Below are 22,363 nucleotides of genomic sequence, written 5' to 3'. Positions count from 1 at the left end.
CTGAAATGTCTCCTTTGCTGGTCAGTTCAGTGCTGTAATTCGCATGGTATTCCCCTGCAGCCAGGCCTGCGCCGGCTTGCCGCGCAAGGCGGCGTCGATGTCGTCCGCAGTCTGATAAAATCCATCAATCGCAAGCAGTTCGGCCTCGATCTTCTGGCAATAGATGCGCGCGCTGGTGTGACCGTTCACGCCCGCCATGGCGCGGCCACGGAGCGCGCCGTAGATGTGGATGGAACCGCCGGCGACGACCTCGGCGCCGGAGCCGACCGAGCCCAGAATGGTGACGTCGCCTTCGGGGAAGATCACGGTCTGGCCGGAGCGCACGGGGCTATCGAGCAGCAGCGAGGTCGGCTTGGTCTCGACCTTTGCCTCGGGCTTCTTGGGCGCGCTCGGCTCGATCACGCAACTGCGCCCGCCCGAAAGCAGCGGCGGCATCGACGGCGTCAGCCGCGCCTCCTCCACGCCCTCGATGCCGAGCACGCGGATATTGCGGTCCTGCAAGCTGGTGAGGAGATGACCAATGCCGGACTGGCTGAGATCGACCGAGGACAGGTCGATCACCACGGGCCGGCCGGCGAAGAAGCCCGGCGAGCGCGCGATGGTGGTGTCGATCTCCAGCAGCCAGTCCTGGATCGGAACCGTCGGCACGAACACGAAGGCCACATAGGAGCGCCCGCGCAGGCGCACCATTTGGCGTTGGACTTTTGCTACAGCCTCCATAGCGACCGACTCGTTCCCTTATTGAATAGTTAACGATGCCGCCGATATGGTTAATGGCTAGTTAATTTCTCCGTGCGGTTACGTGATGGCATGACGGGCACTCTCGCCGAACAGCATTTAGACGATGTGTGGCACAACTGCCCCAACGCCGTCATTGCGAGCGAAGCGAAGCAATCCAGACTGCCGCCGCTGAGAGACTCTGGATTGCTTCGCTTCGCTCGCAATGACGAGGAGAGAGCCTAGCCCCCCTACTTCTTCACCTTGCTCGGATCCATCTTGATCGCGGAATCCAGCATCTTCGTCGAAAACGCCGTCGTCACGTCGAACGGCCTCTCCATGCCCAGATAGGTCTGGACCAGCTCATAGTCCTTCTTCATCCGCTCGCCGTCGATCCAGCCGAGACCCTTGGTGGTCGTGAACTCGTCGGTCATCAGGTACTTGATGCGCTCCCACTGGCGCTCCTGGTTCTCCTTGTCGAGACCGGAGACCTGGTCGAGCAGCGCTTTCAGGCACGGCGTCACGTCGGCGACGCAGGCCGCAAAGGCCTTCTGCGAGATGCGCACGAACTCCTCGACCAGCTTCGGATTCTTCTGGAGATAGGCACCGTTGACGATCAGCGAGTTGCCGTAGGGGTTGAGGCCGATATCCTTCCAGTTGACGTAGCCGAGGTCCTGTCCGAACTCGATCACCTTCAGGTCGTGCTCGTTGTAGAAGTCGCTGATGATGTCGACGGTGTGGCTCTTCAGCGCCGCGATCTTCGCGGTCGGCCCGATATTGACGAAGCTGACGGAGTCGGGCGCGAGACCGGCGGCCTTGGCAAAGGCCGGCCACATCACGCGCGAGGCGTCGCCCGGCGGATTGCCGATCTTGTGGCCGGCAAACTCCTTCGCACCGTTCACGCCGTAGCTCTTCAGCCAATAGAACGTCTGGCCGGTATTGGCGTAGATGCTCATCAGCGCGACGTCGTCGGCGCCCTTGCTCTTGGCGACCAGCATGGTGGCGAGATCGGCGATGCCAAACGGCGAGCCGCCGGAGCCAACCTTGGCGGCGGACACCCCGGAGCCCTTGCCGACCTCGATGGTGAGGTCGATGCCGGCCTTCTCGTACCAGCCCTGCGCCTTGGCGTAATAGAACGGCGAATGGTCGGCCGTCGGCGTCCAGTTCAGGATCAGGTTGACCGCCTCGCTTGCGCTCGCCGGCATTGCCGGCAAACCCAGCGTCAGAGCCACAATCGCCGCCTGCAAACGCTTCATCGCCTGTCTCCCCATTGCCGCGACCCGGCTTGTCGCTCTCCCGATGTGAGGCTACCAATGCAACAAGCCCGTCCTCAACTTGTCAACTGTTTGGTTGGAAATGCCCGCAAAACGATCCGGCGACACCGTGCCGCAGCGCCGCGACCCCGTCGCCACCCGCAAGAAACTGCTCACCGCGGCGCGGCTGGAGTTCGCCCGGCACGGTTTTGCGGGCGCCCGCGTCGACGAGATCGCGGAGCGCGCCGGGGTCAACAAGCAGCTGGTCTATCACTACTTCGGCGACAAGGACGCGCTCTACCTCGCCGTGCTCGAATGGGTCTATGAGGACATCCGCGAGCAGGAGCGCAAGCTCAATCTCGAGGGTCTGCCACCGGACAAGGCGATCCGCCGGCTGACCGAGGCCTCGTTCGATCATCTCGCGGAAAACCCCGATTTTATCGTGCTCTTGAACGACGAGAACCGCGGCGGCGCCCGCCACGTCCGCGGCTCGACCCGGCTGGAGGCGATGCATTCGCCGCTGGTGAAGAGCGTCTCCCACATCCTCCACGAAGGCGTGCGCGCCGGGATGTTCCGCAAGGGGATCGACCCGCTCCAGCTCTACATCTCAATCGCGGGCCTCAGCTATTTCTTTTTCTCCAACACGCCGACGCTGTCGGCGATCTTCGGCAAGGACCTGTCGAGCCGCACCGCCCGCCGCGCCCGGCGCCGGCATGTCGCCGATCTGGTGCTGCAGTCCCTCCGGCCGTAATCAACCAACTGGTTGAAACTTGCACCAAGGCCGGTTAGGCTCGGCGTTGCGGCAGTGAGGCCCGGGCAACAGGGAGCAGACGGTGGCAGGTGACGGAGCCAGCAGTCCGGCGCGCAACTTTGCGATCATCCTGATCGTGCATCTGGCCGTGCTCGTGCTCTGGCAGGTCCTGGTCGATGCCTTCCACGTGCCGAAATTCATCCTCCCCTCGCCGCTTGCGACGGTGCAGACGCTGGGAACCGCGAGCTATGCCTGGGGCGCCAACACGCTGGTGACCGCGGTCGAGATCCTCGGCGGGTTCGCGCTCGGCGCCTTCGTCGGCGTCGCACTCGCGGTGATCTTCAGCTGGGCGCCGCTCGTGAGCCTCGTGCTGCTGCCGCTGTTCGTGACCTTGAACATGATCCCGAAGGTCGCGCTCGGGCCGCTCTTCATCGTCTGGTTCTCCTACGGCATCCTGCCGAACATCCTGATCGCCTTCAGCATCTGCTTCTTCCCGATCCTGCTCACGACCGCGCGCGGCCTGCGCGAGGTCGAGCCGGATTTGCTCGATCTCGTCAAATCGCTGCGCGGCTCGCGCTGGACGCTGTTCCGCAAGATCCAGCTGCCGGGATCGCTGCCTTACGTGTTCTCAGGCATGAAGGTCGGCGCCATCCTTGCGGTCGCCGGCGCCATCGTCGGCGAGTTCATCGCCTCCGAGCGCGGGCTCGGCTACCTCATGATCCAGGTGCAGTCGTCGCTCGACACGCCTGCGATGGTGATGGCCGTCGTGCTGCTGACCCTGCTCGGCGTCACACTCTACGGCCTGGTGCTCGCCCTCGAACGCATGTTCGTCGTCGGCGATGCCAGGCAGACCTGAAGACCAAGGACGAAATTCATGCTGCTCACCCGCCAGACGCTGCCGAAGACCATTCCTGATATTGCAGCCCTCGACGATCTCCTCTGCCGTCCGACGCAGGCGTTGATCGACGACCTCAAAAAGGTCGAAGGCGACATCATGATCCTCGGCGTCGCCGGCAAGATGGGGCCGACGCTGGCGGGGCTTGCCAAAGCCGCCGCCCCCGAACGCCGCGTCATCGGCGTCGCCCGCTTCAGCGATCCTGATGTCAAGGACTGGCTGCACGCGCGCGGCGTCGAGACGATCAATTGCGACCTGCTTGATGAAGCCGCGATCAAGGCGCTGCCGAAGGCGCCGAATATCGTGTTCATGGCCGGCCGCAAGTTCGGCGCCGAGGGCGATCTGTCGCTGACCTGGGCGATGAATGCGCATGTGCCGGCGCTGGTGGCGCAGGCCTTCCCGTCGTCGCGCATCGTGGCGTTCTCGACCGGCTGCGTCTATCCCTTCGTGCCCGTCGACGGCAAGGGCTCGACCGAGGACATGGCGCCGAACCCGCCCGGCGAATACGCCCAGTCCTGCGTCGGCCGCGAGCGCATGTTCGAGTATTTTTCGCACAGATTTTCAACGCCGGGCCGCCTGTTCCGGCTCAATTACGCGATCGACATGCGCTACGGCGTGCTGCACGACATTGCGATCAAGGTGCTCAGCGGCACGCCGATCGACGTCAGCCTCGGTCACGTCAATTTCATCTGGCAGGGCGATGCGTCGGCGCAGGCGCTGCGCTGCCTGGCGCATTGCACGGCGCCGACCTCGCCGATCAATATCAGCGGCCACGAGATTCTGGCGGTGCGCGACCTCGCGCAAAAATTCGGCGCCCGCTTCGGCCGCGCGCCGGTGCTAACAGGCACGGAAGAGCCGACGGCGTGGCTGACCGACACGTCGAAAGCCGTCGAGCTGTTCGGCCTGCCCGTCGTCGACACCGAGCAGTTGATCGCCTGGACCGCCGACTGGGTCTCCCGCGCCATGCCGAGCCTCGGCAAGCCGACCAAATACGAGGTGCGCGATGGCCGCTACTGACGGGCCTCCCGTCCTCAAGCTCGGCCTGGATGATGCCATGGCCGGGCTCGTGCTCTCGACGGAAGCCCACTGGAACCAGACCGAGGAGGACTGGCGCATTTTCCTCCGCGACGGCGTTGTGTTCGGCATCCGCACCGGCGTGCTGCTGGTCGCAACGGCGGCGCTGCTGCCCTACTCCGGCAACAACGCCTGGATCAGCATGGTGCTGGTGACGGCCAGCCACCGCCGGCGCGGCCTCGCCACGCGCCTCGTCGATGCCTGTCTGGAAACCGCGCGCAAGAACGGCTTGACCAGCTGGCTTGACGCCACGCCGGACGGGGTCGCGGTGTACGGGCCGCTCGGCTTCACGCCGACGCTGCAATTGCGGCGGTTGAAGCTCGCGAAGCAGACGCGGGCCGAAGCGCCACCACCTTCATCCGCGAGCATCGATGCGCTTCGCGCGCGCGACCAGCGAGCCACCGGGTTCGATCGCACCGCCCTGCTGTCCGCCTTCGCACAGCGCTCCGGCTCGCGTATCGTCTCCGCGAACGGAGCCATCGCGCTGGTTCGCGACGGGCGGACCGCCCGCCACATCGGCCCGCTATTCGCCGACAATGCCGCGGCAGCGCTGGCCCTGGTGCAAACGATCGTACGCTCCGAGACCGGCCCTCTCCTGCTCGACGCCGTCGCCCCGCAGGCCGCGTTCCTCGAAGGATTGACGACCTCGGGCTGGACCATCGAGCGGCCGTTCCAGCGCATGCGGCTCGGCCCCGCCACCGCCATGGCCGAGGAAATGCCATTCGCCGTCGCCGGCCCCGAATTCGGATAGGACATCATGCACCACAGCCAGATCAACAGCGAGATCCGCAAGCTGATTGCCGAGGGCACCGTGCTGCCGGCGCATCCGCTCGCGCTCACCGCCGAGCGCCAGCTCGACAAACAGCATCAGCGCGCGCTGACGCGCTACTACATCGACGCCGGCTCCGGCGGCCTTGCGGTCGGCGTGCACACGACGCAGTTCGCGATCCGCGACGTCGGCCTCTACCGCCCCGTGCTGGAGCTTGCCGCCGAGACCGCAGCGAGCTGGACCAAGCGTCCGCTGGCGATGGTCGCGGGGCTGGCAGGTCCGACGAAGCAGGCAACTGCCGAGGCGCGCACCGCGCGCGACATCGGCTATCACGCCGGCCTGCTCAGCCTCGCCGCGATGAAGAGCGCTTCCGAGGACGAGATCATCGCGCACTGCACCGCCGTCGCGGCCGAGATTCCGCTGGTCGGGTTCTACCTTCAGCCGGCGGTCGGCGGCGTCATCCTGTCGAGCCGGTTCTGGCAGCGCTTTGCCTCGATCGACAATGTGATCGCGATCAAGATCGCGCCGTTCAACCGCTACCGGACGCTCGACGTGCTGCGCGGCGTCGCAGCCGCCGGCGCGCTCGACCGCGTCGCGCTCTACACCGGCAACGACGATCACATCCTGCTCGACCTGATGCTGCCGTTCGATTTGCGCGACAGGGGCGTCACCACGCGCACTTACTTTAGGGGCGGCCTGCTCGGCCACTGGTCGGTGTGGACGGCGAGCGCCATCCAACAGTTCGAACGCTGCAAGGCGGCGCGGCACAAGGACAGCGTGCCGGCTGATCTGCTCGCGCTCGATGCCCGCGTCACCGACTGCAACAGCGCCTTCTTCGACGTCGCCAACAATTTTCACGGCTGCATCGCCGGCTGCCACGAGGTGCTGCGGCGTCAGGGCCTGATGCAGGGCCTATGGTGCCTCGATCCGAACGAGGGCCTGAGCCCGGGCCAGAAGGGCGAGATCGACCGCGTCACGCGCGAGCACGCCGACCTCAGCGACGATGCCTTCGTCGCAGCCAATCTGGATAAATGGCTGGCATGAGCTCAAAACCCTTCATCAGCCTGCAAGGCGTCCGAAAGGTCTATCGCAGCGGCGGCACGGAGTTTCTCGCGGTGTCCGACGTCACTATGGACGTGCAGGAAGGTGAGCTGGTGTCGCTGGTCGGCCCGTCGGGCTGCGGCAAGACCACGGTGATGAAGATTCTTGCGGGCCTGCACGGCGCCGACGGCGGCACAGTGACAATCGGCAACGCCAAAAGTCCGTTCGACCCGACCCGCGACATCGGCATGGTGTTCCAGCAAGCGTTGCTCCTGAAATGGCGCACCATCCTGGACAACGTGCTGCTGCCGGCCGAGATCGTCGGCCTGCCGATGAAGGCTGCGCGCGAGCGGGCACGCGACCTACTCAAGCTGGTCGGGCTTGCTGGCTATGAGCAGAAATATCCGCGAGAGCTCTCCGGCGGCATGCAGCAGCGCACCGCGATCGCGCGCGCCTTCATCCACGATCCAAAGCTGATCCTGATGGACGAGCCGTTCGGCGCGCTGGATGCGCTGACACGTGAGCAGATGAATCTGGAGATGCTGCGGATCTGGCGGGAGAGCGGCAAGACCATCATCTTCGTCACCCACTCGATCCAGGAAGCCGTGTTCCTGTCCTCGCACTGCGCCGTGCTGACCGCGGGCCCGGCGAAGATGGCCGACTACTTCCCGATCGACCTGCCCTTCCCGCGCGACCTGCCGCTGAAGACCACGGACGCATTCGGCGCGTATGCCAGGCGGATCTATGCGAAGCTGGGATTGGGCGCGGCGTGATATTCGGTAGCCCTCCGCCGTCATTCCGGGGCGCGACGAAGTCGCGAGCCCGGAATCCATCGGGCGGCAAGACACGCGGTGAAATGGATTCCGGGTTTGCGCCAAGAGGCGCACCCCGGAATGACGGCGTCCTCAGCCCTTGTGCATCTTGCCGAGCAGATAGTTGTCGGCGCCGCGGATCGCTCAGGCATCGCCGACAAAGACCGATAGCGCCCGCTGCAATTCCTTGTAGGCGCGCGGTCCGATCTTGGCTGCGAGCGCCTTGTCGCTTTCGGCGGCCGCCGGCCTCAGCCGGCCCAGCAGCGCCGTTCCGGCCTCGGTCAAATAGAGCACGTAATAGCGACGGTTGATCGCCGACGCCGTGCGCCGCACCAGGCCACGAGCCTCCAGATGATCCACCAGCCTTCCGAGCCCGGCCCGCTCGATCGACAGCAGCTGCGCGACCGCGAGCTGGTTGACGCCGGGATTGGCGTCGATCACGCAGAGCACGGAAAATTGGGCGGGACTGATCTCGAACGCCGCCAACTGCCGGCTGAATTCCTTGAAGATCCAGAGCTGCGCCCGGCGAATGCTGTAGCCCAGCAGCTGCGAGAGGTCCCCGAGGTCAAGCGGTTTCACCTTAGCCGTCTTGGTGCCGGGTACCACGCGCGGTGCCGGTCGCGATGGTTTTGTCACGCGTGCCGCCCGCCGCGGTCGCGCGATCCGTTTGCCGACCCGTGCCTTGCCTGGCTGCATCGCCGCGCATCTTTCGCAAAGCCGGCATAGGCGCATCCGGCGGTATCCTCAGGGATTCGGACAGCGAGTTTAACGCAACGCAGCCGGATCGAGAAGCCGAGCGCGATCCCACGCTCGCGCCCTACACCTTCTATGACAGGTTGCACGGCAATATCGCGCGATGCGTCATGTTGACACGGCAACATGGCTCGCCTAAGGATCGTGAAAGCCTGCCGTTTCGCGAGCAGGTTCAAGGGGAGCGAACGTCCGTGCCGTCATCAGGGGTGGGCGACGATCCGCGTGCCACGGCGCATCGCGGAAGAATGGTTTTGCGCGCAACCGCAACTGCGTCATGGCTCATTGCCGGCGCATGCGCATGTCTCCCGACAGCAATTCAGAAAACGTCTCTGACCACGCGACGCCTCGTCAGCTCGCGGCGCGTCGGGTGCTTTCGTTCAATCATCAACGTTGAAACTGGGAGGGCATGACATGAAACGATTTTTCCTCGCCTCGACGATCGTCGCCACATGGGCGTCTCTCGGCCCGCAAGCGGCCGCACACGGGCTGCCGCCGAGCGGCGTGGCCCCGCGCTCGTCCTGCACCGCCCTCACCGGGCTCACTCTGCCGAACACGCAGATCCTGAGCGCGACGCAGAAGTCGGGCTATTGCAACGTGATCGGCATCATCAACAAGCGCGTTTCCACGCAGGATCCCGATCACTTCACCTACGGCATCGGCTTCGCGCTCAACCTGCCCAACACCTGGCATGGCCGCTTCGAGATGATGGGCGGCGGCGGCACCGACGGCAGCCTGCAAAGCGATCCGCAAGGTGCTGCCGGCGTCGAGCTCGGCCAGGGCTGGGCGGTGGCGGCCGATGACGGCGGCCACGAGGACAGCGCGACCAATGTCCTCGGCGGCTATCAGGACGACGACGCCAGTGCCGGCGGCTCCGCGCATTTCGCGATCGATGCGCAGGCACGCCGCGACTACGGCTATAACGGCATCGAGAAGACCGCGACGACGGCCAAGCAGATCATCTCCTATTTCTACGGCCTCGATACCGTCTATTCCTACATCATGGGCTGCTCGAACGGCGGCCGCGACGCGATGGTCGCCTCGCAACGATCGCCCTGGCTGTTCGACGGCGTGATCTCGCAAAACCCCGGCTTCAACCTGCCGCAGGCGGGCCTCGCGGAGGCCTGGAACGAGCAGGTGCTCGGCACGCTTTCGACCAGCAAGGACATCAACGGCCAACCGTATATTCCCGACACGTTCCCACAGCAGGACCTTCAGGTGGCCTCGGCTGCGATCCTGAGCGCCTGCGACGCGCTCGATGGCCTCGTCGACGGCATCGTCGACAATTACCACGCCTGCACGGCCAGGAAGGTGTATCCGGCACTCGCGAGCTACACTTGCGGCACCGGCTCGCACGGCAGCACGCCGCATGGCGGCACCTGCCTCACCAGCGCCCAGGTCGATGCGCTCAAGAAGATCTACGCCGGACCGGTCAATTCGAAGGGCGAGCGACTCTATTCGAACTGGTTCTGGGATGCCGGCATCTGGACGCCGCCGACCGCGCCGGGCGCAGGCTGGCAATTCTGGAACGTCGTCACCGCGCCGGTACCGGGTGTCAACACCGCGATCAACCTGACGCTCGGCGCCGGCGCAATCCCGATGATCTTCCAGACGCCGCCCGTCGTCACGCCCGTCAACGGACCGACCGGCCAGGAAGCTTTCGTGTTCAAATTCAACTTCGACACCGACGCGCCGAAGATCTTCACGAAGACCGCGGCCTATCCGGAAAGCGCGATGGATTTCATGGCGGCGGTTGCAACCGATTTGCGTCCGTTCAGGGCGCGCGGCGGCAAGCTGATCATCTCGTCCTCGGTCAATGACGGCATCTTCTCGGGCGCCGCAATCGCCCGCTGGTACCGCAAGATGAACCAGCGCATGGACAATCACGCCACCGATTTCGCGCGGCTGTTCATGGTGCCCAACATGGCCCATTGCGGCGGCGCAGCGACCACGAGCTTCGCCACCAACGAGCTCAAGGCGATCACGGACTGGGTCGAATACGGCGTCGCGCCGGAACGCATCGTCGCGGCCAATACCAACACCACCTCGCCCTACCCGGCCGGCGGCGTGTTCGATCCGCGCATTGCCCAGAACTTCCCGACCGGAGGCACGCGGCCGCTCTGCGTCTATCCCAGCATTCCCGCGTACAAGGGCAGCGGCCTGACCAGCGATGCCGCGAGCTTTGCGTGCGTCGACCCCGGCTTCAGCCGAGGCGGCGACCACGACTTCCACGACGATGACGACGGCCACGGCGACGACAGGCACTGAGCTTCGGACGTGGTTGCGGACGACACTGATGAGATGCTGCGCGCGCTACTGCCGAGCGCAGCATCTTCGAGTTGGGCGCGACTGCACTCGGAATGACGAGCCTGCTTCAGAGCAGCTTCGCGCTCACGAACAACGCGCGTATCGCGTTCGTCGCCTGCACCACGAGCATGGCATTGTCGGCGGCACCCTCCAGCGCGTGGACGGCATCCTCATGCAGCGAGCGGAATTCCATCCACTCGACCGATTTGAAGTTGGTGAGGAATTGATAGGCCTGGCCGACGGTCGCAATCGCCAGCGTGTCACCGTTCAGCTTGATCTTGAACGTCGTGCGCAGCGGGGTCTCGGAGCTTGCTGGATCACTCATCGGCTGGTTCTGGACGACAACGGCTTAATGAAGGGAAAACGGCAGCCCCGCCGTCCGACGAATATCAGGAATCGGTGCTGGCGCGTTGCGCGACAGTTGCCGGGCTGCTCAGGCTCGGCACCACGACCAGACGATTAAACTCGCCATTGTCGTAGGCCTTGAGGAAGCGATCATAGTCCTTGATCGAGACGCAACCGTTGGAATCGCCGCGCGGCCCGAGCATGTAGGTGTGGGTGAGCAGGCCGACACGGCCGAGTGCGCTGGTGCCATCCGCCGGCGTCATGCGCAGCGCGCGAACGCCGTGGAACAGCTTTTCGCGCGGCTTGAGGTCGTAGGTCGCAGGCGGGGTGGCACCGACCATGCGCTGGTCGACATGATCGGGGTCGTCCATCAGCGCGCCCATGCCCGAATGGGCCTCGATCGTGGCGCCGTTCGGCAGATACAGCGCCTTGGCTTTGATGTCATAGACCGCCGTCCGCGAATCGTAGCCGAGCGCGGCCAGATCCGGCGCCTTGCCGAACAGGCCGCTGTCGGGCGTCAGCGAGGCTAGCTTGATCTTGTCGGTGAACTTTTCGAAGAAATTGCGGTTGTCGGCCCTGGGCGTGGTGTCGGCATAAGCCTGGCTGGACGCGATCTGGGCGCTGAAGTCCGCCTGAACCGGCCGCGAGCGCGGCACCGGCACGGCGTCGGCACGTTGCGCGGGCCGCCTCTCGTCAACCGCGGTCCGGTCGTCATCGGTCAAGGTCGAGCGCCAGTCATCGCCCTGGAGCTTTTGGGCGAGCATCGCCTTGGCATCGCGAAGCTTGAGCTGGACTGCACTCAGGGCGGAGCGCTCCATCGCCCGCAGGCCGAGGTCACGGGCGGGCGGGCTGCCGGACAACGAGGCGAAACGGTCGTCGAACGAGGGAGAATTGGCCGGCGGCAGCGCGGCGGTGACCAGCGGGGTGGAATCGCCGATATCCGCGACCCAAGCGGCGGCGCCCAGCGCCAGCGCGATGGCAGCCATAGACAGCAATATTGTCTCGGCTCGCCCAATTCGGCGGCGCGGCAAAAGCCCCTCGGCGCTTGCGCGGTCGGAAACCATCAGATCCCCAAGTCGACACCTCCGGGGGACCCAACCCCCACCCGGAGACTCTCTACCAGCTACCACATTGGGAGCCAAAAGTTAGGCATAATCGCGGCCGGCAAGCCCTCCTGAGGGTATCCAATGACCGATCCTTTCGATCTAGAGCGCTTCCTCAGGGCCCAGGACCCGGTTTTTCGCGGCGTTCTGGCGGAGCTGGCCCGTGGCCGGAAGCAATCTCACTGGATGTGGTTCGTCTTCCCCCAGATTACCGGCCTCGGCTTTAGCGCCATGTCGCAGCGTTACGCCATTGGCTCGCGGACGGAGGCCGATGCCTACCTCGCCCACCCCGTGCTCGGCCCGCGCCTGATCGAATGCACCAGTCTCGTGCTTGCTCTTGAAGGACGCACCATCAACTCGATCCTCGGCGCGCCTGACGATGCCAAATTCCGCTCGTCGATGACGCTGTTCGGCGCGGTCTCCGACGAGGCCGTTTTCGACGGGGCGCTCGCCCGGTATTTCGCCGGCGAGCCTGATTCGGCGACGCTGGAGATCCTCGCTGTGCTTGACCGAAAGGCTAGCTAGGTGACCACGGCGGCCGGCCGCCACCAACGTAAACCCGGGATTAACATCGCCTGCCTATCTTCCGTGCAATTAATTCTCCCGCGCCAATTGCCGGATAGATCATGAAAATCGGTACGCTGCTGACCACCGCCATCGTCTCGCTCTCGACCGTCGGCGGCGGCCTCGCCGTCTACGTCGCCGTGACGAAGTACCAGACGATGGAGCGGATCACCGAAGCGCAAGGGCGGCTCGCGATCGTCCGCGCCGTCAGCGACATCCCGCGCTATCTCAACCCCGAGCGCGGCTTTTCCACCAACATTCTCTATGGCCCTGCCACTCTCGATCCGGCGTTGCTCACCGAGCAGGACAGGCTGCGCAAGCAGACCGACGGCGCCCGTGACAGGATGAACGCGCTTCGCAAGGAGCTGCCCGGCCCGTTCGACGACGGCAACGCCATCGGCGGCAGCATCGACGGCATCAATTCGAAATTCACCGCCTTGCGCGACGCCATCGACAAGGCGTTGGCGGGACCGGCCGAGGCGCGCAAGGACGCCGCGAAGAAGATCGTCGCCGACAACGCCGTGCTCAATGGCGGCGTGACCGCGCTGCTCAACGAGCAGGTCCGGCGCATGGCGATTCTCAACGGCGATGCCTACCGCCAGGCCAGTTACGCCAACGTCGCGATGACGCTGCGGGACGTGGGCGGCTTCAATTCCAGCCTGCACAAGAATCTCGTCGGAGGCAAGAAACCGGCGACGGACGCCGAGAAGGCCGAGATCAGCCGCTCACAGGGCCGCAACGACCAGATCGTGATGGCGCTGCAGGAATTGCGCGGCAATCCGGCAACTCCGGCGAACGTTGCCGCTGCGCTGGAGAAGTTCAACTCGGTCTATATCGAGGAGTTCGGCCGCGAGCTCAAGCTGGTGAGGGACGGTGCGATCAGCGGCAAGTACGAACACGACATGGATACCTATTACGCCGCCACGCAGCGCGGCCTCGGCACCATCATCGAGGTCCGCGATGCGTTCTACGACAATGCCGAGCAGATCCTTTCCGGCGCGTCCGCTGCCGCGCGCACCAGCTTCACGATCGCGCTCACCGGCCTCCTCGCGATGCTGGTCGCCAGCGCCGGCCTCATCGCGATGGTCCGCCGCCGCGTCTGCGCTCCGATCGTCAGCCTGACGACCCGGATGTCGCGGCTCGCCGACGGCGAGGTTGCGGAAGCGATCCCCGGCGCGGAGCGCTCCGACGAGATCGGCGCGATGGCCGCGGCGGTGCAAGTGTTCAAGGACAACATGATCCGGGCCGACCGGCTCGCGGCCGAGAAGCAAGCCGAGAACGACGGCAAGATGCGCCGCGCCCAGGCGCTCGACGAGCTGACCCGCGCCTTCGAGGCCAAGGTCACCGAGCTCGTCGGCGGTCTGTCGCAGGCCTCCTCCACCATGGAGACGACGGCGCAGTCGATGACCTCGACGGCCGCCCAGACCAACAGCCAGGCCGCGGTGGTGGCCGCCGCCTCCGAGCAGACCTCGACCAACGTGCAGACGGTCGCAAGCGCGACCGAGGAGCTGACCTCGTCGATCGCGGAGATCGGCCGTCAGGTCGCCCAATCGACCGAGATCGCGGCCCGCGCCGTCGACAACGCCCGCCGCACCGGCGACACTGCCCGTGCGCTCGCCGAGGGCGCGCAGAAGATCGGCGATGTCGTCACGCTGATCCAGAGCATCGCCGAACAGACCAACCTCCTGGCGCTCAACGCCACCATCGAGGCCGCCCGCGCCGGCGACGCCGGCCGCGGCTTTGCCGTCGTCGCGTCCGAAGTGAAGTCGCTGGCCGGCCAGACCGCCAAGGCGACCACCGAGATCTCCGAGCAGATCACGGCGATCCAGTCCGCCAGCGACGAGACCGTCACTGCGATCCGCAACGTCGCCGACGTCATCGCCGAGATCGACCAGATCGGCACCGCGATTGCAGCCGCGATCGAGCAACAGGGTTCGGCGACCCGGGAGATATCCCGCAGCGTCCAGGAAGCCGCCCGCGGCACCCAGGAGGTCAACACCAACATATCAGGCGTGCAGCGCGCCGCCGACGACACCGGTGCGGCCGCGAGGGAAGTTCTCGGCGCGGCCGAACAGCTCTCGACGCAGTCCCGCGATCTCGCCGGCCAGTTCGACCGCTTCCTCGGCGAAGTCAGGGCGGCGTAAGGCGCGCGTGCCTAATACGGCGGCGCCTTGCGCGCGCGCTGCGCCTTGGCCGCCTCGATCCACCAATTGAGATCGTCGGCGAAGCGAGGGAACGAGCGTTCCAGCGCCTTGCCGCCCTCGCCGATCGGCTCGCTCTCGGCTGACAGCGTCTGCGCGATCGGCCCGACGCCGATGGTGCTCGAGATCACCACCATGCCCATTTCCGACAGCGTGCCGTGCCACGCGGTCGAGGCGCGCGCGCCGGACAGGCGGCCGGCGGAATAGCTCACGATCGCAGCCGGCCGCCAGAACCACTCTTCCAGGAAGTGGTCGGTGAGGTTCTTCAGGCCGGGCTGAATGCCCCAATTATATTCGCCGGTGACGAAGACAAAGCCATCGGCGCCGCGGATCTGGCCGGCCAGCTTCTCCAGCGCCTCGGGCGCGGTGCCCGCAGGGTGTTCCTTGTACATGCGATCGAGCATCGGCAGGCCGATCGCCTTGGCGTCGATGAACTCGACCTCCTCGCCGCGACTGCGCAGGCGATCGATGACGAAATTCGCAAGGCGGATGCCCATGCGGTCGGACCGGTAGGAACCGTAGAGGACGAGGATGCGATTGCTCATGGCCGGCAGGCTAGCACGAAACGGCGGGACGGCCCCAACCGATTTGCCGCACTATCGTTTTCGCCCGAATTCCAGCGTCTGCGACGGCGTCTCGCCGAACTGATCGCGATAGCTGCGCGAGAAATCGCTGAGATGCCAGAAGCCGAACGCGAGCGCGACGGCCTTGACGCTGTCGGCGCCGGCAAGCAGCCGCTGCCGCACCAGCCACAGGCGGCGTAGGCGCAAATAGCGGTGCAGGCTCATGCCGCGATAGCGGCGCACGACATCGTGCAAGGTGCGGACGGACAGGCCGAGCTTGCGCGCAATCTCCTCGCTGTAGATCGGCTGCGAGAGGTCGTCGGACAACAGTGCGCGGATGTCCTGGAACAGCTTGAACTGCCGCTCGTCGTTCGGACGCCGGGTCCAGCGCGCGGGCACGACATCGGCGAATACGGCATCGACCGCACCGAGCAGGGACTCCTTCATCGCTGCCGCCTTCAGCGGCACCTCGGCTGCATCGATCGGCTCGGGCGCAGCCGCCAGCACTTCCCTGACCAGCTTCCGCAACCTATGCAGCGCCAATGGACTGGTCTCGAATATCTTGAAGCTGGAGTTCGTCTCGGGCCAGCCGCGATCCCTCACCTCGGGGTGGAACACGACCGAGGCGATTTGCCGCTGCACCTCCTCGATCGTGTTGTAGGCCGCGCCGCTGCTGCCGATGACGATGACGGCGCGGTCGCGCTGCGCGCCATTGAAGCGGATCGGGATTTCGAGGTCGTCCATCGCGAAGCCCACCGCCGTGCAATCGGCAACGAGCTGCGCGTCCACGACGCGCGGAAATGCCCGCGTCATATTCACGTCGCAGCCGGGCAATTGCAGAATGGTCTGCTCGGCCGCAATCCTTCGCACAAGCGGCGTGAACTCGAAATTCAGGCCGCGGATCGCGTTGCGAAACTCGTCGACGTCTGCAAAACGAAATATCTTGGGCGCCAGCGCTGGCGCAGCATCACTGTTGTTCATGACAAATGAAAAACCGCGCCAGGAAACGACGCGTGTCCGGCACTACGCCGGTCTGAATTCCCCCTTTCGGTTTCCCCTGAGACCGAGAGACTCATGCGAGCCTCCCTCGATCAGTTGGCGAGCGTCCAATGCAAAGGACAAGAAGGGTGTTCGCCTCCTGCCAAATTTCGATAGCGTTTCCAGTCAAGCAGGCGGTGCGCTGATACCCGGAGGGGCGGGGTCTAAATTTCAAATTAACGCCTGTGGTGCGGAATGAAGGGCATTGCTTAGTCGAATTTTATTTGAGTACAGGCCCCTGCCATGATGGCAAATTTGCCTGCTGATATTTTGGTCGAATTGGAAGAGGCGGTCGCAAGCTGCCCGCTGGACCGCTGCGCTCGCATTCTCTCCGGCATTGTGCAGTTGCTCACCGGCAGCCGCGACCGCTCTCAGGAACTGCTGTCCGGTGTGGTCGATGGCGTTCTGCTGCGACTAACGGAACGGGTTGAGGCCAGTGCGCTAATTCAGCTCAGCACGACGCTTGCCGACCTGAAGGTGGCTCCGCCGGAAACATTGCGGCGCCTTGCCTCCCATGACAACGCCGACGTGGCGTGTCCTGTGCTGCTCAGATCGCAGGCACTCTCCACGGCCGATCTTGCGGCAGTCGCGGCCTCGTGCGGCGAGCGGCACCAACGCGCGATCGCGGCGCGCGACTGCATCGAGCCTGCGGTGACCGAGGCGCTCATCAAGCGAGGCGAGCAGATCTGCCTTGTGCTGATAAATAACCCGGGAACAAAATTCTCCGAGGCAGCTTACGCCACTCTTGGTGGGGCCGACCAGGACGGCGAGATTGCGAAGGCGCTCGTGCTGCGGCCTGGCACCCCAGACTTGATCGTACGGAAGCTGCTCTCCGCCCGCCCTGCCAAGTCAGCACCCGCCAAGCCCAACCCCTCCGCCGCTCCGCCCGCGCAAGCAGCCGCGCCGATTCCGCCAAAGCCGCCCACCCTCGCCGACTATGCGAGCGCCAGACCGGAGATCGTGGCGCTCAGCCGCGTCGGCAAGCTCAACGATTCCACCGTGAACCGCTTCGCCATCCGCGGCGAGACCGCCAATCTGTTCACCGCCCTGTCGGTGCTGTCGGGGGCTCCGATCGAGATCGTCGAGCATGTCATGAGCGATGACGATTGCGAGGGCCTGGTGATGGCCTGCCGGGCTTCGCGCCTGAACTGGACGACCACGCTCGCGATCCTCAGCAATCGAGGTGGTACGCGCCTCTCCTTCGCCCAGCGCGAACGCGCGCAACTGATTTTCGAAACGCTTCTTTTGTCGACCAGCCAATGGACAGTGCGCTGGGGGGAAATTGCAGCCAGCGCCAGCACAGGCGATCCGGGAAATCGCGGCGCGAAAATGGGGGTTAGCCGATGAAGTTCGACGGTCGCAAGGCGCTTCGCGTAAGGATGGACCACAAGCAGTCCGTCAACCTGATGGGCTCGGACGGCACCTGGCGGCGCAGCTGCGTGCTGCTCGACGTGTCCCAGACTGGCGCCAAGATCGAGGTCGAAGGTACCCTCGACGTGCTGCAAGCCAAGGAGTTCTTCATGCTGCTGTCCTCGACCGGGCTCGCGTACCGGCGCTGCGAGCTGGTCTGGATCGACGGCACCATGGCCGGTGTTCATTTCGTGAACGCAGACAGCAAGAAGAAACCGGCGAAGGCGGCGCAGAATACCGCCCGGAGCAAGTAGGCTCGAAACTCCATCAACCGATTACCGCGATCGCATCGATGTTCACGGCCGTCACACTTGGCCAGCCCCTTGCGAGAGCATCAACGACATCGTGCGCATTCTCACGATCTCGGACATCTTCGCCGCGTTGATCGAGCACCGGCCCTACAAGCCGATGATGCCGCGCACGGAGGCCAATCATCTTCTCTGCGAGATGACCGGAAGGCTGCAGAAGGCGCTGGTCAGATCCTTTAAGGAGGTCGCACTCTCACGCTGAGCGCGCGCCAAACCAGCGGGCGGGCAACGGCGTCACGGGTGCGCCTAGTGCGTCGCCCGGTATTTGATGCGGCGCGGCATCGAGCGACAAGCCAGTCCTTCGGCGAGCAGCTTCATGTCCTCGTGCCGGCCGCTGCGGACCAGCCTGCTGAACTCTTCAGGCGTAAAAGGAAGGCTGGGATCATCATCGATCGGACGCCGCATCCGCGGACCGAAGAACCATCGAACCAGGCTAGCCAGCCGCCGCATGTCAATTCCCTCGCGCCAGCAACAAACCTTGAGTCCGCGTATTGTTCCTCCTGCACGGTAGAGATTGCAAGGGGACGTAACGAGTCCGCACGAAAAATTTCGTGAGGGAATAATCTCCTCCGGCCTTTCCGCGTCAGTCGGCGAAGCCGACGTAGCGTACGAACTCTGTGTTGCCTTCGCGATCGGAACGAACGGCATTCGCGGCAAAGTTGTCGTCGGGATAGCCCATCGCAACGCAAGTCATGATGACCTCGTCCTCGGGAATCTTTGCGACCTCGCGCACGATGTCGGAGCGCAGGATGCCACATCTGCAACACCTGGCCGGTTGCCGATGCGGCGCGCGAAATCTATGCTAACCCGCAAGCAAGACCAAGAACCCCCGTAAGGACCCGATCATGGCCGCACCGCTCGATCCCGTCATCGCCCAGATCATTCCGCTGCTGCCGCTGCGCGATCCCGCGACGATGACGCCACAGAGCACCCGCGATTCCTTGCGCGCACTGGCTGCCTCGCGCGCCGCCGTGCCGCCGCCGCCCGTCGATACCGTGCAGGATATCAAGTTGAAGGGCGGCGCCGGCCCCCTGAATGCACGCGTTTATCGCGTCGGCAGCGTGCCCGCGCCGACCGTGGTGTTCTTCCACGGCGGCGGCTGGGTCGCGGGCGACCTCGAGACCCACGACCGGCAGGCGCGCAATCTCGCGATCGAGAGCGGCGCGGTCGTGGTCTCCGTCGACTATCGCCGCCCGCCGGAAACGCGCTTTCCCGGCGCCTTCGAGGATGCCTTCACCGCGACCAGCGACGTGTTCAACCGTGTCGCGGAATTTGGCAGCGATGCAAAGCGTCTTGCCGTTGCCGGTGACAGCGCCGGCGGCAATCTCGCGGCCGCCACAGCTATCGCCTGCCGCGATGCCGGCATCAAGCTCGCCGCACAGCTGCTGGTCTATCCCGTCACCGACGTCGTGGGCGGCTATGCCGACGCGCGCGAGAACGCGCGCTTTCCGTCGCGCGCCGAGAATGCCGAAGGCTACTTCCTCTCGCGAGCCGTCATGGAATGGTTCGCCGGCCACTATCTCGCTGATGCCAGTCAGGCCGCCGACTGGCGGGTCTCGCCGCTGCGTGCCGCCTCGCTCGCAGGCCTCGCGCCCGCGATCGTGACCACCGCCTGGTTCGATCCGCTGCGCGACGAGGGTGCCGCCTATGCGCGGGCGCTGGAGACCGCCGGCGTGAAGGTGAAGCATCACGAGGGCGCCGGCCTGATCCATGGCTATTTCGGCCTCGGCGACGCCTCCGAGGTCGCCCGCGCCGAAGCGCAGCGTGCACGCGCCGACTTCAAGGCGTTGCTGGCGCGGGGTGTCTGAACCACGGATGAATGGAAGAAGCTGCGATCGACCTCCCGGCGCGCGATCCTGCTTGATTGCGCCACGATTTCGGGCTCCAATTCGCGCGCCATCTTTTGGTTTAGGGAGACACCCATGATGAAGCGAATTTTCCTGGCTGCGATCGTTGCGACCTTTGCAGCAGGCTCGGCCCTTGCAGACGACACCTGCGAGAGCAAGGCGGTCGGCAAGGACGGCAAGGCGCTCGCCGGCGCGGCCAAGACCTCGTTCATGAAGAAGTGCAAGGAAGACGCCTGCGCGCCCAAGGCGGTCGGCTCCGACGGCAAGCCGCTCGCCGGTGCCGCCAAGAACAGCTTCATGAAGAAGTGCGAGATGGGCGCGTAAGGCGCGCTGCGAATTCGTTGCTTCTTTAGCGAGCAATCAGCGACCGAACTCCGTCATGGCCGGGCAGAAGCGCGAAGCGCGTCTTCGCGCTAGATGTCCCGGCCATCCACGTTCTTGCGCGCGCCGAGCGCCCAAGCCATATCATCCGATGACGTCACAACCCTAGACAGAAGCCGTCGGCTGACGGATCATGCAATGCTGAGCGAATTGGGGCGCGTCGAGAAGGCTTTCCAGCAAAAGGACGTCAAGATGTGGCAACTTCGAGTGCGTCATCGGATATTGGCAACATTGAGCTTGCTGTTCGCGCTGCTCATCAGTTTTGACGTCGCGAACGCGAGGGGCGTCGGTCTGCCTAACGTCATGGTTCTGGCAACCGGCGGCACCATCGCCGGCTCCGGAGCGAGCAGCACCACTGTGGTCGGTTACACCGCAGCCACGGTGGGCATCGAGACTCTCCTGAACGCCGTCCCCGAGCTGAAGACGGTGGCCAACGTCAAGGGCGAGCAGGTCTTCCAGATCGCCAGCGAGAACATGAACAATGACTACTGGCTCAAGCTCGCCAAGCGCGTCAACACGCTCCTCGCGCAGGACGACGTCGACGGGATCGTGATCACGCACGGCACCGATACGATCGAGGAAACCAGCTATTTCCTGAACCTGACCGTCAAGAGCAAAAAGCCTGTCGTCGTCGTGGGCGCGATGCGGCCGTCGACAGCGATCAGCGCGGACGGGCCGATCAACCTGTTCAATGCGGTGATCCTCGCAGGCAGTGAGGAGGCGGTCGGCAAGGGCGTGCTCGTCTCTCTCAACGATCAGATCAACGCGGCTCGCGACGTCACCAAGAACAACACCTCGACGGCAGACACCTTCCGCACACCTGAGCTCGGCTTTCTCGGCTATATGCAGGGCAACAAGCCGTATTTCTATCGCCAATCGACCCGCCGGCACACGGCGGATTCCGAGTTTGACGTCTCCAACCTCGATACGCTGCCGCAGGTCGATATCGTCTACGGCTACGCCAACATGAACCGGGTCGCGATCGATGCTTTTGTCGCCGCCGGCGCCAAGGGGATCGTGCATGCCGGCACGGGTGACGGCAGCTTGGCCCGGCCCGCGGTCGAGCCGGCTCTCGACGAGGCCCACAAGAAGGGCGTCGCGATCGTTCGCAGCAGCCGTGTCGGCAACGGCATCGTCGCGCGCAATGGCGAAGCCAAGGACGACGAGCACGACTTCATCGTCTCGGATACGCTCAATCCGCAGAAGGCGCGCATTCTGCTGATGCTGGCGCTGACCAAGACGACCGACAGCAAGGAAATCCAGCGGATGTTCTACACCTATTAGAGCATCCGCTCTATTCGCGCCTGAAGCGGTAATCAAAGGCGGCGCCTAGCGGCTTGATCAGGCCGACGGTCGGCGCCGGAAAATGGATCGGCAGGATCAGCGTGTCGGTGTCTGCGACGGAAGCGAAGAACTTCCGCCGCGACACCGCCGACTGCTTCGCATCCCAATCCGGCTTCGCCGACCAGTCCGGCTCGCGGCACTGGATCTGGTGATGCATGAGGTCGCCGGCGACCACCGCGCGTTCGCCTATCCGAAGCTCATGCGCGCTCTTTTCCCTTTTCTCCCTTTTTTCTGGAGTTTCTTGCGTGATGCCCGATTTGATTGTAGCCCGGATGGAGCGAAGCGGAATCCGGGAAAGCCCCTCGCATGGTTCGCTATCGGAGAAATTTCGTACCCGGCGGGAGCTACTTTTTCACTGCGACGCTGGACGATCGAAGATCGTCCGTGCTCGTTGATCACGCCGACAAGCTCCGCACCGCGTTTCGCGTCACACGCGCTGAAAGACCATTCACGATCGACGCGATTGTCATCTTGCCCGACCACCTTCACGTCATCATGACACTGCCCGAAGATGACTCCGATTTTTCGGGTCGATTGAGGCGGATCAAGGGTCTGTTCACCCATCAACTGGCTGCTTCGGGCGCATCAATCTCCCGCAATCATCGCGGCGAGTTCGCTCTATGGCAAAGGCGGTTCTGGGAGCACACCATTCGCAACGAGTCCGATTTCGAACGCTGCGCCGACTACATCCATTACAACCCAGTTAAACACGGCCTTGTCGCGTCGCCGATTGACTGGCCGTATTCCTCGCTCCATCGCTACGTCCGCGCGGGCCTGCTGCCCGCTGATTGGGGAGGAGCCGGCCAGATCGACGGCCGCTTCGGTGAACGCGGAGATTGACCCCGGATCAACCACATCGCCTGCCCGCGTTGTGCGAGACCCGGATTGCG

24 protein-coding genes and 2 pseudogenes are annotated in these 22,363 nt (G+C 64.7%); 16 read left to right on the top strand and 10 right to left on the bottom strand.

Annotation, left to right across the window (positions count from 1 at the left end; all coding sequences use genetic code 11):
• Positions 1-21: 21 nt before the first annotated feature.
• Positions 22-720, bottom strand: coding sequence for a septum site-determining protein MinC (gene minC, locus ABID59_RS05240; RefSeq protein WP_148755935.1), 699 nt, complete (start codon positions 718-720; stop codon positions 22-24).
• A 248-nt stretch (positions 721-968) separates the two neighbouring features.
• A complete protein-coding gene (locus ABID59_RS05235; RefSeq protein ID WP_354082663.1) occupies positions 969-1,973 on the bottom strand; it encodes an ABC transporter substrate-binding protein in 1,005 nt (334 codons plus the stop codon).
• A gap of 100 nt (positions 1,974-2,073) precedes the next feature.
• Between ABID59_RS05235 and ABID59_RS05230 the strand changes: the two genes are divergently transcribed.
• From ABID59_RS05230 to ABID59_RS05205, 6 genes are all read left to right on the top strand, one after another.
• Positions 2,074-2,721 carry a TetR/AcrR family transcriptional regulator gene (locus ABID59_RS05230; RefSeq protein ID WP_148755933.1) on the top strand — a complete coding sequence of 216 codons (648 nt, stop codon included), beginning with the start codon at positions 2,074-2,076 and terminating at the stop codon, positions 2,719-2,721.
• Positions 2,722-2,803: 82 nt separating this feature from the next.
• Complete coding sequence (locus tag ABID59_RS05225; RefSeq protein WP_148755932.1) at positions 2,804-3,577, top strand: ABC transporter permease; 774 nt, start codon at positions 2,804-2,806, stop codon at positions 3,575-3,577.
• Between the two features lie 18 nt (positions 3,578-3,595).
• A complete protein-coding gene (locus ABID59_RS05220; RefSeq protein ID WP_148755931.1) occupies positions 3,596-4,633 on the top strand; it encodes an NAD-dependent epimerase/dehydratase family protein in 1,038 nt (345 codons plus the stop codon).
• Positions 4,620-5,441, top strand: coding sequence for a GNAT family N-acetyltransferase (locus tag ABID59_RS05215; protein WP_354082662.1), 822 nt, complete (start codon positions 4,620-4,622; stop codon positions 5,439-5,441). Before ABID59_RS05220 ends, ABID59_RS05215 begins: the two co-directional genes overlap by 14 nt.
• Positions 5,442-5,447: 6 nt before the next feature.
• Entirely contained in the window at positions 5,448-6,503 is a 1,056-nt protein-coding gene (locus ABID59_RS05210) for a dihydrodipicolinate synthase family protein (protein WP_354082661.1), read from the top strand.
• A complete protein-coding gene (locus tag ABID59_RS05205) occupies positions 6,491-7,273 on the top strand; it encodes an ABC transporter ATP-binding protein (protein ID WP_354082660.1) in 783 nt (260 codons plus the stop codon). The genes ABID59_RS05210 and ABID59_RS05205 overlap by 13 nt, the downstream gene beginning before the upstream one ends.
• Positions 7,274-7,456: 183 nt before the next feature.
• Here the strand turns inward: ABID59_RS05205 and ABID59_RS05200 are convergent, their stop codons facing one another.
• Positions 7,457-7,891: a MarR family winged helix-turn-helix transcriptional regulator gene (locus ABID59_RS05200; protein WP_354082659.1), complete on the bottom strand. Its 435-nt coding sequence runs from the start codon at positions 7,889-7,891 to the stop codon at positions 7,457-7,459.
• Positions 7,892-8,476: 585 nt separating this feature from the next.
• On the opposite strand from ABID59_RS05200, the gene ABID59_RS05195 reads away from it, so the two are divergent.
• A complete protein-coding gene (locus tag ABID59_RS05195; protein ID WP_354082658.1) occupies positions 8,477-10,330 on the top strand; it encodes a tannase/feruloyl esterase family alpha/beta hydrolase in 1,854 nt (617 codons plus the stop codon).
• 106 nt (positions 10,331-10,436) lie between these two features.
• Here the strand turns inward: ABID59_RS05195 and ABID59_RS05190 are convergent, their stop codons facing one another.
• Together ABID59_RS05190 and ABID59_RS05185 are read right to left on the bottom strand one after the other, a co-directional pair.
• Positions 10,437-10,694 carry a hypothetical protein gene (locus tag ABID59_RS05190; RefSeq protein WP_148753038.1) on the bottom strand — a complete coding sequence of 86 codons (258 nt, stop codon included), beginning with the start codon at positions 10,692-10,694 and terminating at the stop codon, positions 10,437-10,439.
• Positions 10,695-10,758: 64 nt separating this feature from the next.
• Positions 10,759-11,709 (bottom strand): DUF2778 domain-containing protein, encoded by a 951-nt coding sequence (locus tag ABID59_RS05185; protein WP_354082657.1) that lies wholly within the window; start codon positions 11,707-11,709, stop codon positions 10,759-10,761.
• A gap of 192 nt (positions 11,710-11,901) precedes the next feature.
• On the opposite strand from ABID59_RS05185, the gene ABID59_RS05180 reads away from it, so the two are divergent.
• Both ABID59_RS05180 and ABID59_RS05175 read left to right on the top strand, forming a co-directional pair.
• A complete protein-coding gene (locus ABID59_RS05180; protein WP_354082656.1) occupies positions 11,902-12,342 on the top strand; it encodes a DUF1810 domain-containing protein in 441 nt (146 codons plus the stop codon).
• A gap of 101 nt (positions 12,343-12,443) precedes the next feature.
• Positions 12,444-14,525: a methyl-accepting chemotaxis protein gene (locus tag ABID59_RS05175; protein WP_354082655.1), complete on the top strand. Its 2,082-nt coding sequence runs from the start codon at positions 12,444-12,446 to the stop codon at positions 14,523-14,525.
• Positions 14,526-14,536: 11 nt separating this feature from the next.
• Here ABID59_RS05175 and ABID59_RS05170 read toward each other — a convergent pair whose 3' ends face one another.
• Together ABID59_RS05170 and ABID59_RS05165 are read right to left on the bottom strand one after the other, a co-directional pair.
• The gene (locus ABID59_RS05170) at positions 14,537-15,127 is read right to left on the bottom strand and encodes an NADPH-dependent FMN reductase (protein ID WP_148753035.1); all 591 of its coding nucleotides are present in this window, start codon (positions 15,125-15,127) and stop codon (positions 14,537-14,539) included.
• Between the two features lie 51 nt (positions 15,128-15,178).
• A complete protein-coding gene (locus ABID59_RS05165) occupies positions 15,179-16,126 on the bottom strand; it encodes an AraC family transcriptional regulator (protein WP_148753034.1) in 948 nt (315 codons plus the stop codon).
• 300 nt (positions 16,127-16,426) lie between these two features.
• On the opposite strand from ABID59_RS05165, the gene ABID59_RS05160 reads away from it, so the two are divergent.
• The 3 genes and pseudogenes from ABID59_RS05160 to ABID59_RS05150 form a co-directional block, all read left to right on the top strand.
• Positions 16,427-17,530 carry a DUF2336 domain-containing protein gene (locus ABID59_RS05160; protein ID WP_354082654.1) on the top strand — a complete coding sequence of 368 codons (1,104 nt, stop codon included), beginning with the start codon at positions 16,427-16,429 and terminating at the stop codon, positions 17,528-17,530.
• Positions 17,527-17,847, top strand: a complete 321-nt coding sequence (locus ABID59_RS05155; protein ID WP_148753032.1) for a PilZ domain-containing protein — start codon at positions 17,527-17,529, stop codon at positions 17,845-17,847. Before ABID59_RS05160 ends, ABID59_RS05155 begins: the two co-directional genes overlap by 4 nt.
• A gap of 73 nt (positions 17,848-17,920) precedes the next feature.
• A pseudogene (locus tag ABID59_RS05150) lies at positions 17,921-18,103 on the top strand (hypothetical protein); the annotation flags it as partial.
• A 44-nt stretch (positions 18,104-18,147) separates the two neighbouring features.
• On the opposite strand, the gene ABID59_RS05145 reads toward ABID59_RS05150, so the two are convergent.
• On the bottom strand, positions 18,148-18,351 hold the full coding sequence (locus ABID59_RS05145) for a hypothetical protein (protein WP_354082653.1): 204 nt from the start codon (positions 18,349-18,351) through the stop codon (positions 18,148-18,150).
• 133 nt (positions 18,352-18,484) lie between these two features.
• Positions 18,485-18,634, bottom strand: coding sequence for a nitroreductase family protein (locus ABID59_RS05140; RefSeq protein WP_354082652.1), 150 nt, complete (start codon positions 18,632-18,634; stop codon positions 18,485-18,487).
• 112 nt (positions 18,635-18,746) lie between these two features.
• Between ABID59_RS05140 and ABID59_RS05135 the strand changes: the two genes are divergently transcribed.
• From ABID59_RS05135 to ABID59_RS05125, 3 genes are all read left to right on the top strand, one after another.
• Entirely contained in the window at positions 18,747-19,709 is a 963-nt protein-coding gene (locus ABID59_RS05135; RefSeq protein ID WP_354082651.1) for an alpha/beta hydrolase, read from the top strand.
• A 114-nt stretch (positions 19,710-19,823) separates the two neighbouring features.
• Positions 19,824-20,072, top strand: a complete 249-nt coding sequence (locus ABID59_RS05130; protein ID WP_148753029.1) for a hypothetical protein — start codon at positions 19,824-19,826, stop codon at positions 20,070-20,072.
• Positions 20,073-20,267: 195 nt separating this feature from the next.
• The gene (locus ABID59_RS05125) at positions 20,268-21,413 is read left to right on the top strand and encodes a type II asparaginase (RefSeq protein WP_283812749.1); all 1,146 of its coding nucleotides are present in this window, start codon (positions 20,268-20,270) and stop codon (positions 21,411-21,413) included.
• Between the two features lie 10 nt (positions 21,414-21,423).
• Here ABID59_RS05125 and ABID59_RS05120 read toward each other — a convergent pair.
• Positions 21,424-21,660, bottom strand: a pseudogene (locus tag ABID59_RS05120) (MBL fold metallo-hydrolase); the annotation flags it as partial.
• A gap of 119 nt (positions 21,661-21,779) precedes the next feature.
• Here ABID59_RS05120 and ABID59_RS05115 point away from each other — a divergent pair.
• Positions 21,780-22,313, top strand: a complete 534-nt coding sequence (locus ABID59_RS05115; RefSeq protein ID WP_354082650.1) for an REP-associated tyrosine transposase — start codon at positions 21,780-21,782, stop codon at positions 22,311-22,313.
• Positions 22,314-22,363 lie beyond the last annotated feature (50 nt).

It is taken from the genome of Bradyrhizobium sp. S3.3.6 (assembly GCF_040546905.1).
Lineage (GTDB): Bacteria > Pseudomonadota > Alphaproteobacteria > Rhizobiales > Xanthobacteraceae > Bradyrhizobium > Bradyrhizobium cytisi.
Note: the sequence above shows the minus strand (reverse complement) of the source record. Positions and strands in the feature narration are given on the sequence as shown.

What these genes read in the sequence shown, in the direction of transcription:
- ABID59_RS05215 (WP_354082662.1), top strand. Translation starts at nt 4,620, where the DNA reads ATGGCCGCTACTGACGGGCCTCCCGTCCTCAAGCTCGGCCTGGATGAT.
- ABID59_RS05180 (WP_354082656.1), top strand. Translation starts at nt 11,902, where the DNA reads ATGACCGATCCTTTCGATCTAGAGCGCTTCCTCAGGGCCCAGGACCCG.
- ABID59_RS05230 (WP_148755933.1), top strand. Translation starts at nt 2,074, where the DNA reads ATGCCCGCAAAACGATCCGGCGACACCGTGCCGCAGCGCCGCGACCCC.
- ABID59_RS05190 (WP_148753038.1), bottom strand. Translation starts at nt 10,694, where the DNA reads ATGAGTGATCCAGCAAGCTCCGAGACCCCGCTGCGCACGACGTTCAAG.
- ABID59_RS05175 (WP_354082655.1), top strand. Translation starts at nt 12,444, where the DNA reads ATGAAAATCGGTACGCTGCTGACCACCGCCATCGTCTCGCTCTCGACC.
- ABID59_RS05135 (WP_354082651.1), top strand. Translation starts at nt 18,747, where the DNA reads ATGGCCGCACCGCTCGATCCCGTCATCGCCCAGATCATTCCGCTGCTG.
- ABID59_RS05145 (WP_354082653.1), bottom strand. Translation starts at nt 18,351, where the DNA reads ATGCGGCGGCTGGCTAGCCTGGTTCGATGGTTCTTCGGTCCGCGGATG.
- ABID59_RS05195 (WP_354082658.1), top strand. Translation starts at nt 8,477, where the DNA reads ATGAAACGATTTTTCCTCGCCTCGACGATCGTCGCCACATGGGCGTCT.
- ABID59_RS05125 (WP_283812749.1), top strand. Translation starts at nt 20,268, where the DNA reads ATGCTGAGCGAATTGGGGCGCGTCGAGAAGGCTTTCCAGCAAAAGGAC.
- ABID59_RS05220 (WP_148755931.1), top strand. Translation starts at nt 3,596, where the DNA reads ATGCTGCTCACCCGCCAGACGCTGCCGAAGACCATTCCTGATATTGCA.
- ABID59_RS05235 (WP_354082663.1), bottom strand. Translation starts at nt 1,973, where the DNA reads ATGAAGCGTTTGCAGGCGGCGATTGTGGCTCTGACGCTGGGTTTGCCG.
- ABID59_RS05115 (WP_354082650.1), top strand. Translation starts at nt 21,780, where the DNA reads ATGGTTCGCTATCGGAGAAATTTCGTACCCGGCGGGAGCTACTTTTTC.
- ABID59_RS05210 (WP_354082661.1), top strand. Translation starts at nt 5,448, where the DNA reads ATGCACCACAGCCAGATCAACAGCGAGATCCGCAAGCTGATTGCCGAG.
- ABID59_RS05170 (WP_148753035.1), bottom strand. Translation starts at nt 15,127, where the DNA reads ATGAGCAATCGCATCCTCGTCCTCTACGGTTCCTACCGGTCCGACCGC.
- ABID59_RS05155 (WP_148753032.1), top strand. Translation starts at nt 17,527, where the DNA reads ATGAAGTTCGACGGTCGCAAGGCGCTTCGCGTAAGGATGGACCACAAG.
- ABID59_RS05160 (WP_354082654.1), top strand. Translation starts at nt 16,427, where the DNA reads ATGATGGCAAATTTGCCTGCTGATATTTTGGTCGAATTGGAAGAGGCG.
- ABID59_RS05205 (WP_354082660.1), top strand. Translation starts at nt 6,491, where the DNA reads ATGGCTGGCATGAGCTCAAAACCCTTCATCAGCCTGCAAGGCGTCCGA.
- minC (WP_148755935.1), bottom strand. Translation starts at nt 720, where the DNA reads ATGGAGGCTGTAGCAAAAGTCCAACGCCAAATGGTGCGCCTGCGCGGG.
- ABID59_RS05165 (WP_148753034.1), bottom strand. Translation starts at nt 16,126, where the DNA reads ATGAACAACAGTGATGCTGCGCCAGCGCTGGCGCCCAAGATATTTCGT.
- ABID59_RS05130 (WP_148753029.1), top strand. Translation starts at nt 19,824, where the DNA reads ATGATGAAGCGAATTTTCCTGGCTGCGATCGTTGCGACCTTTGCAGCA.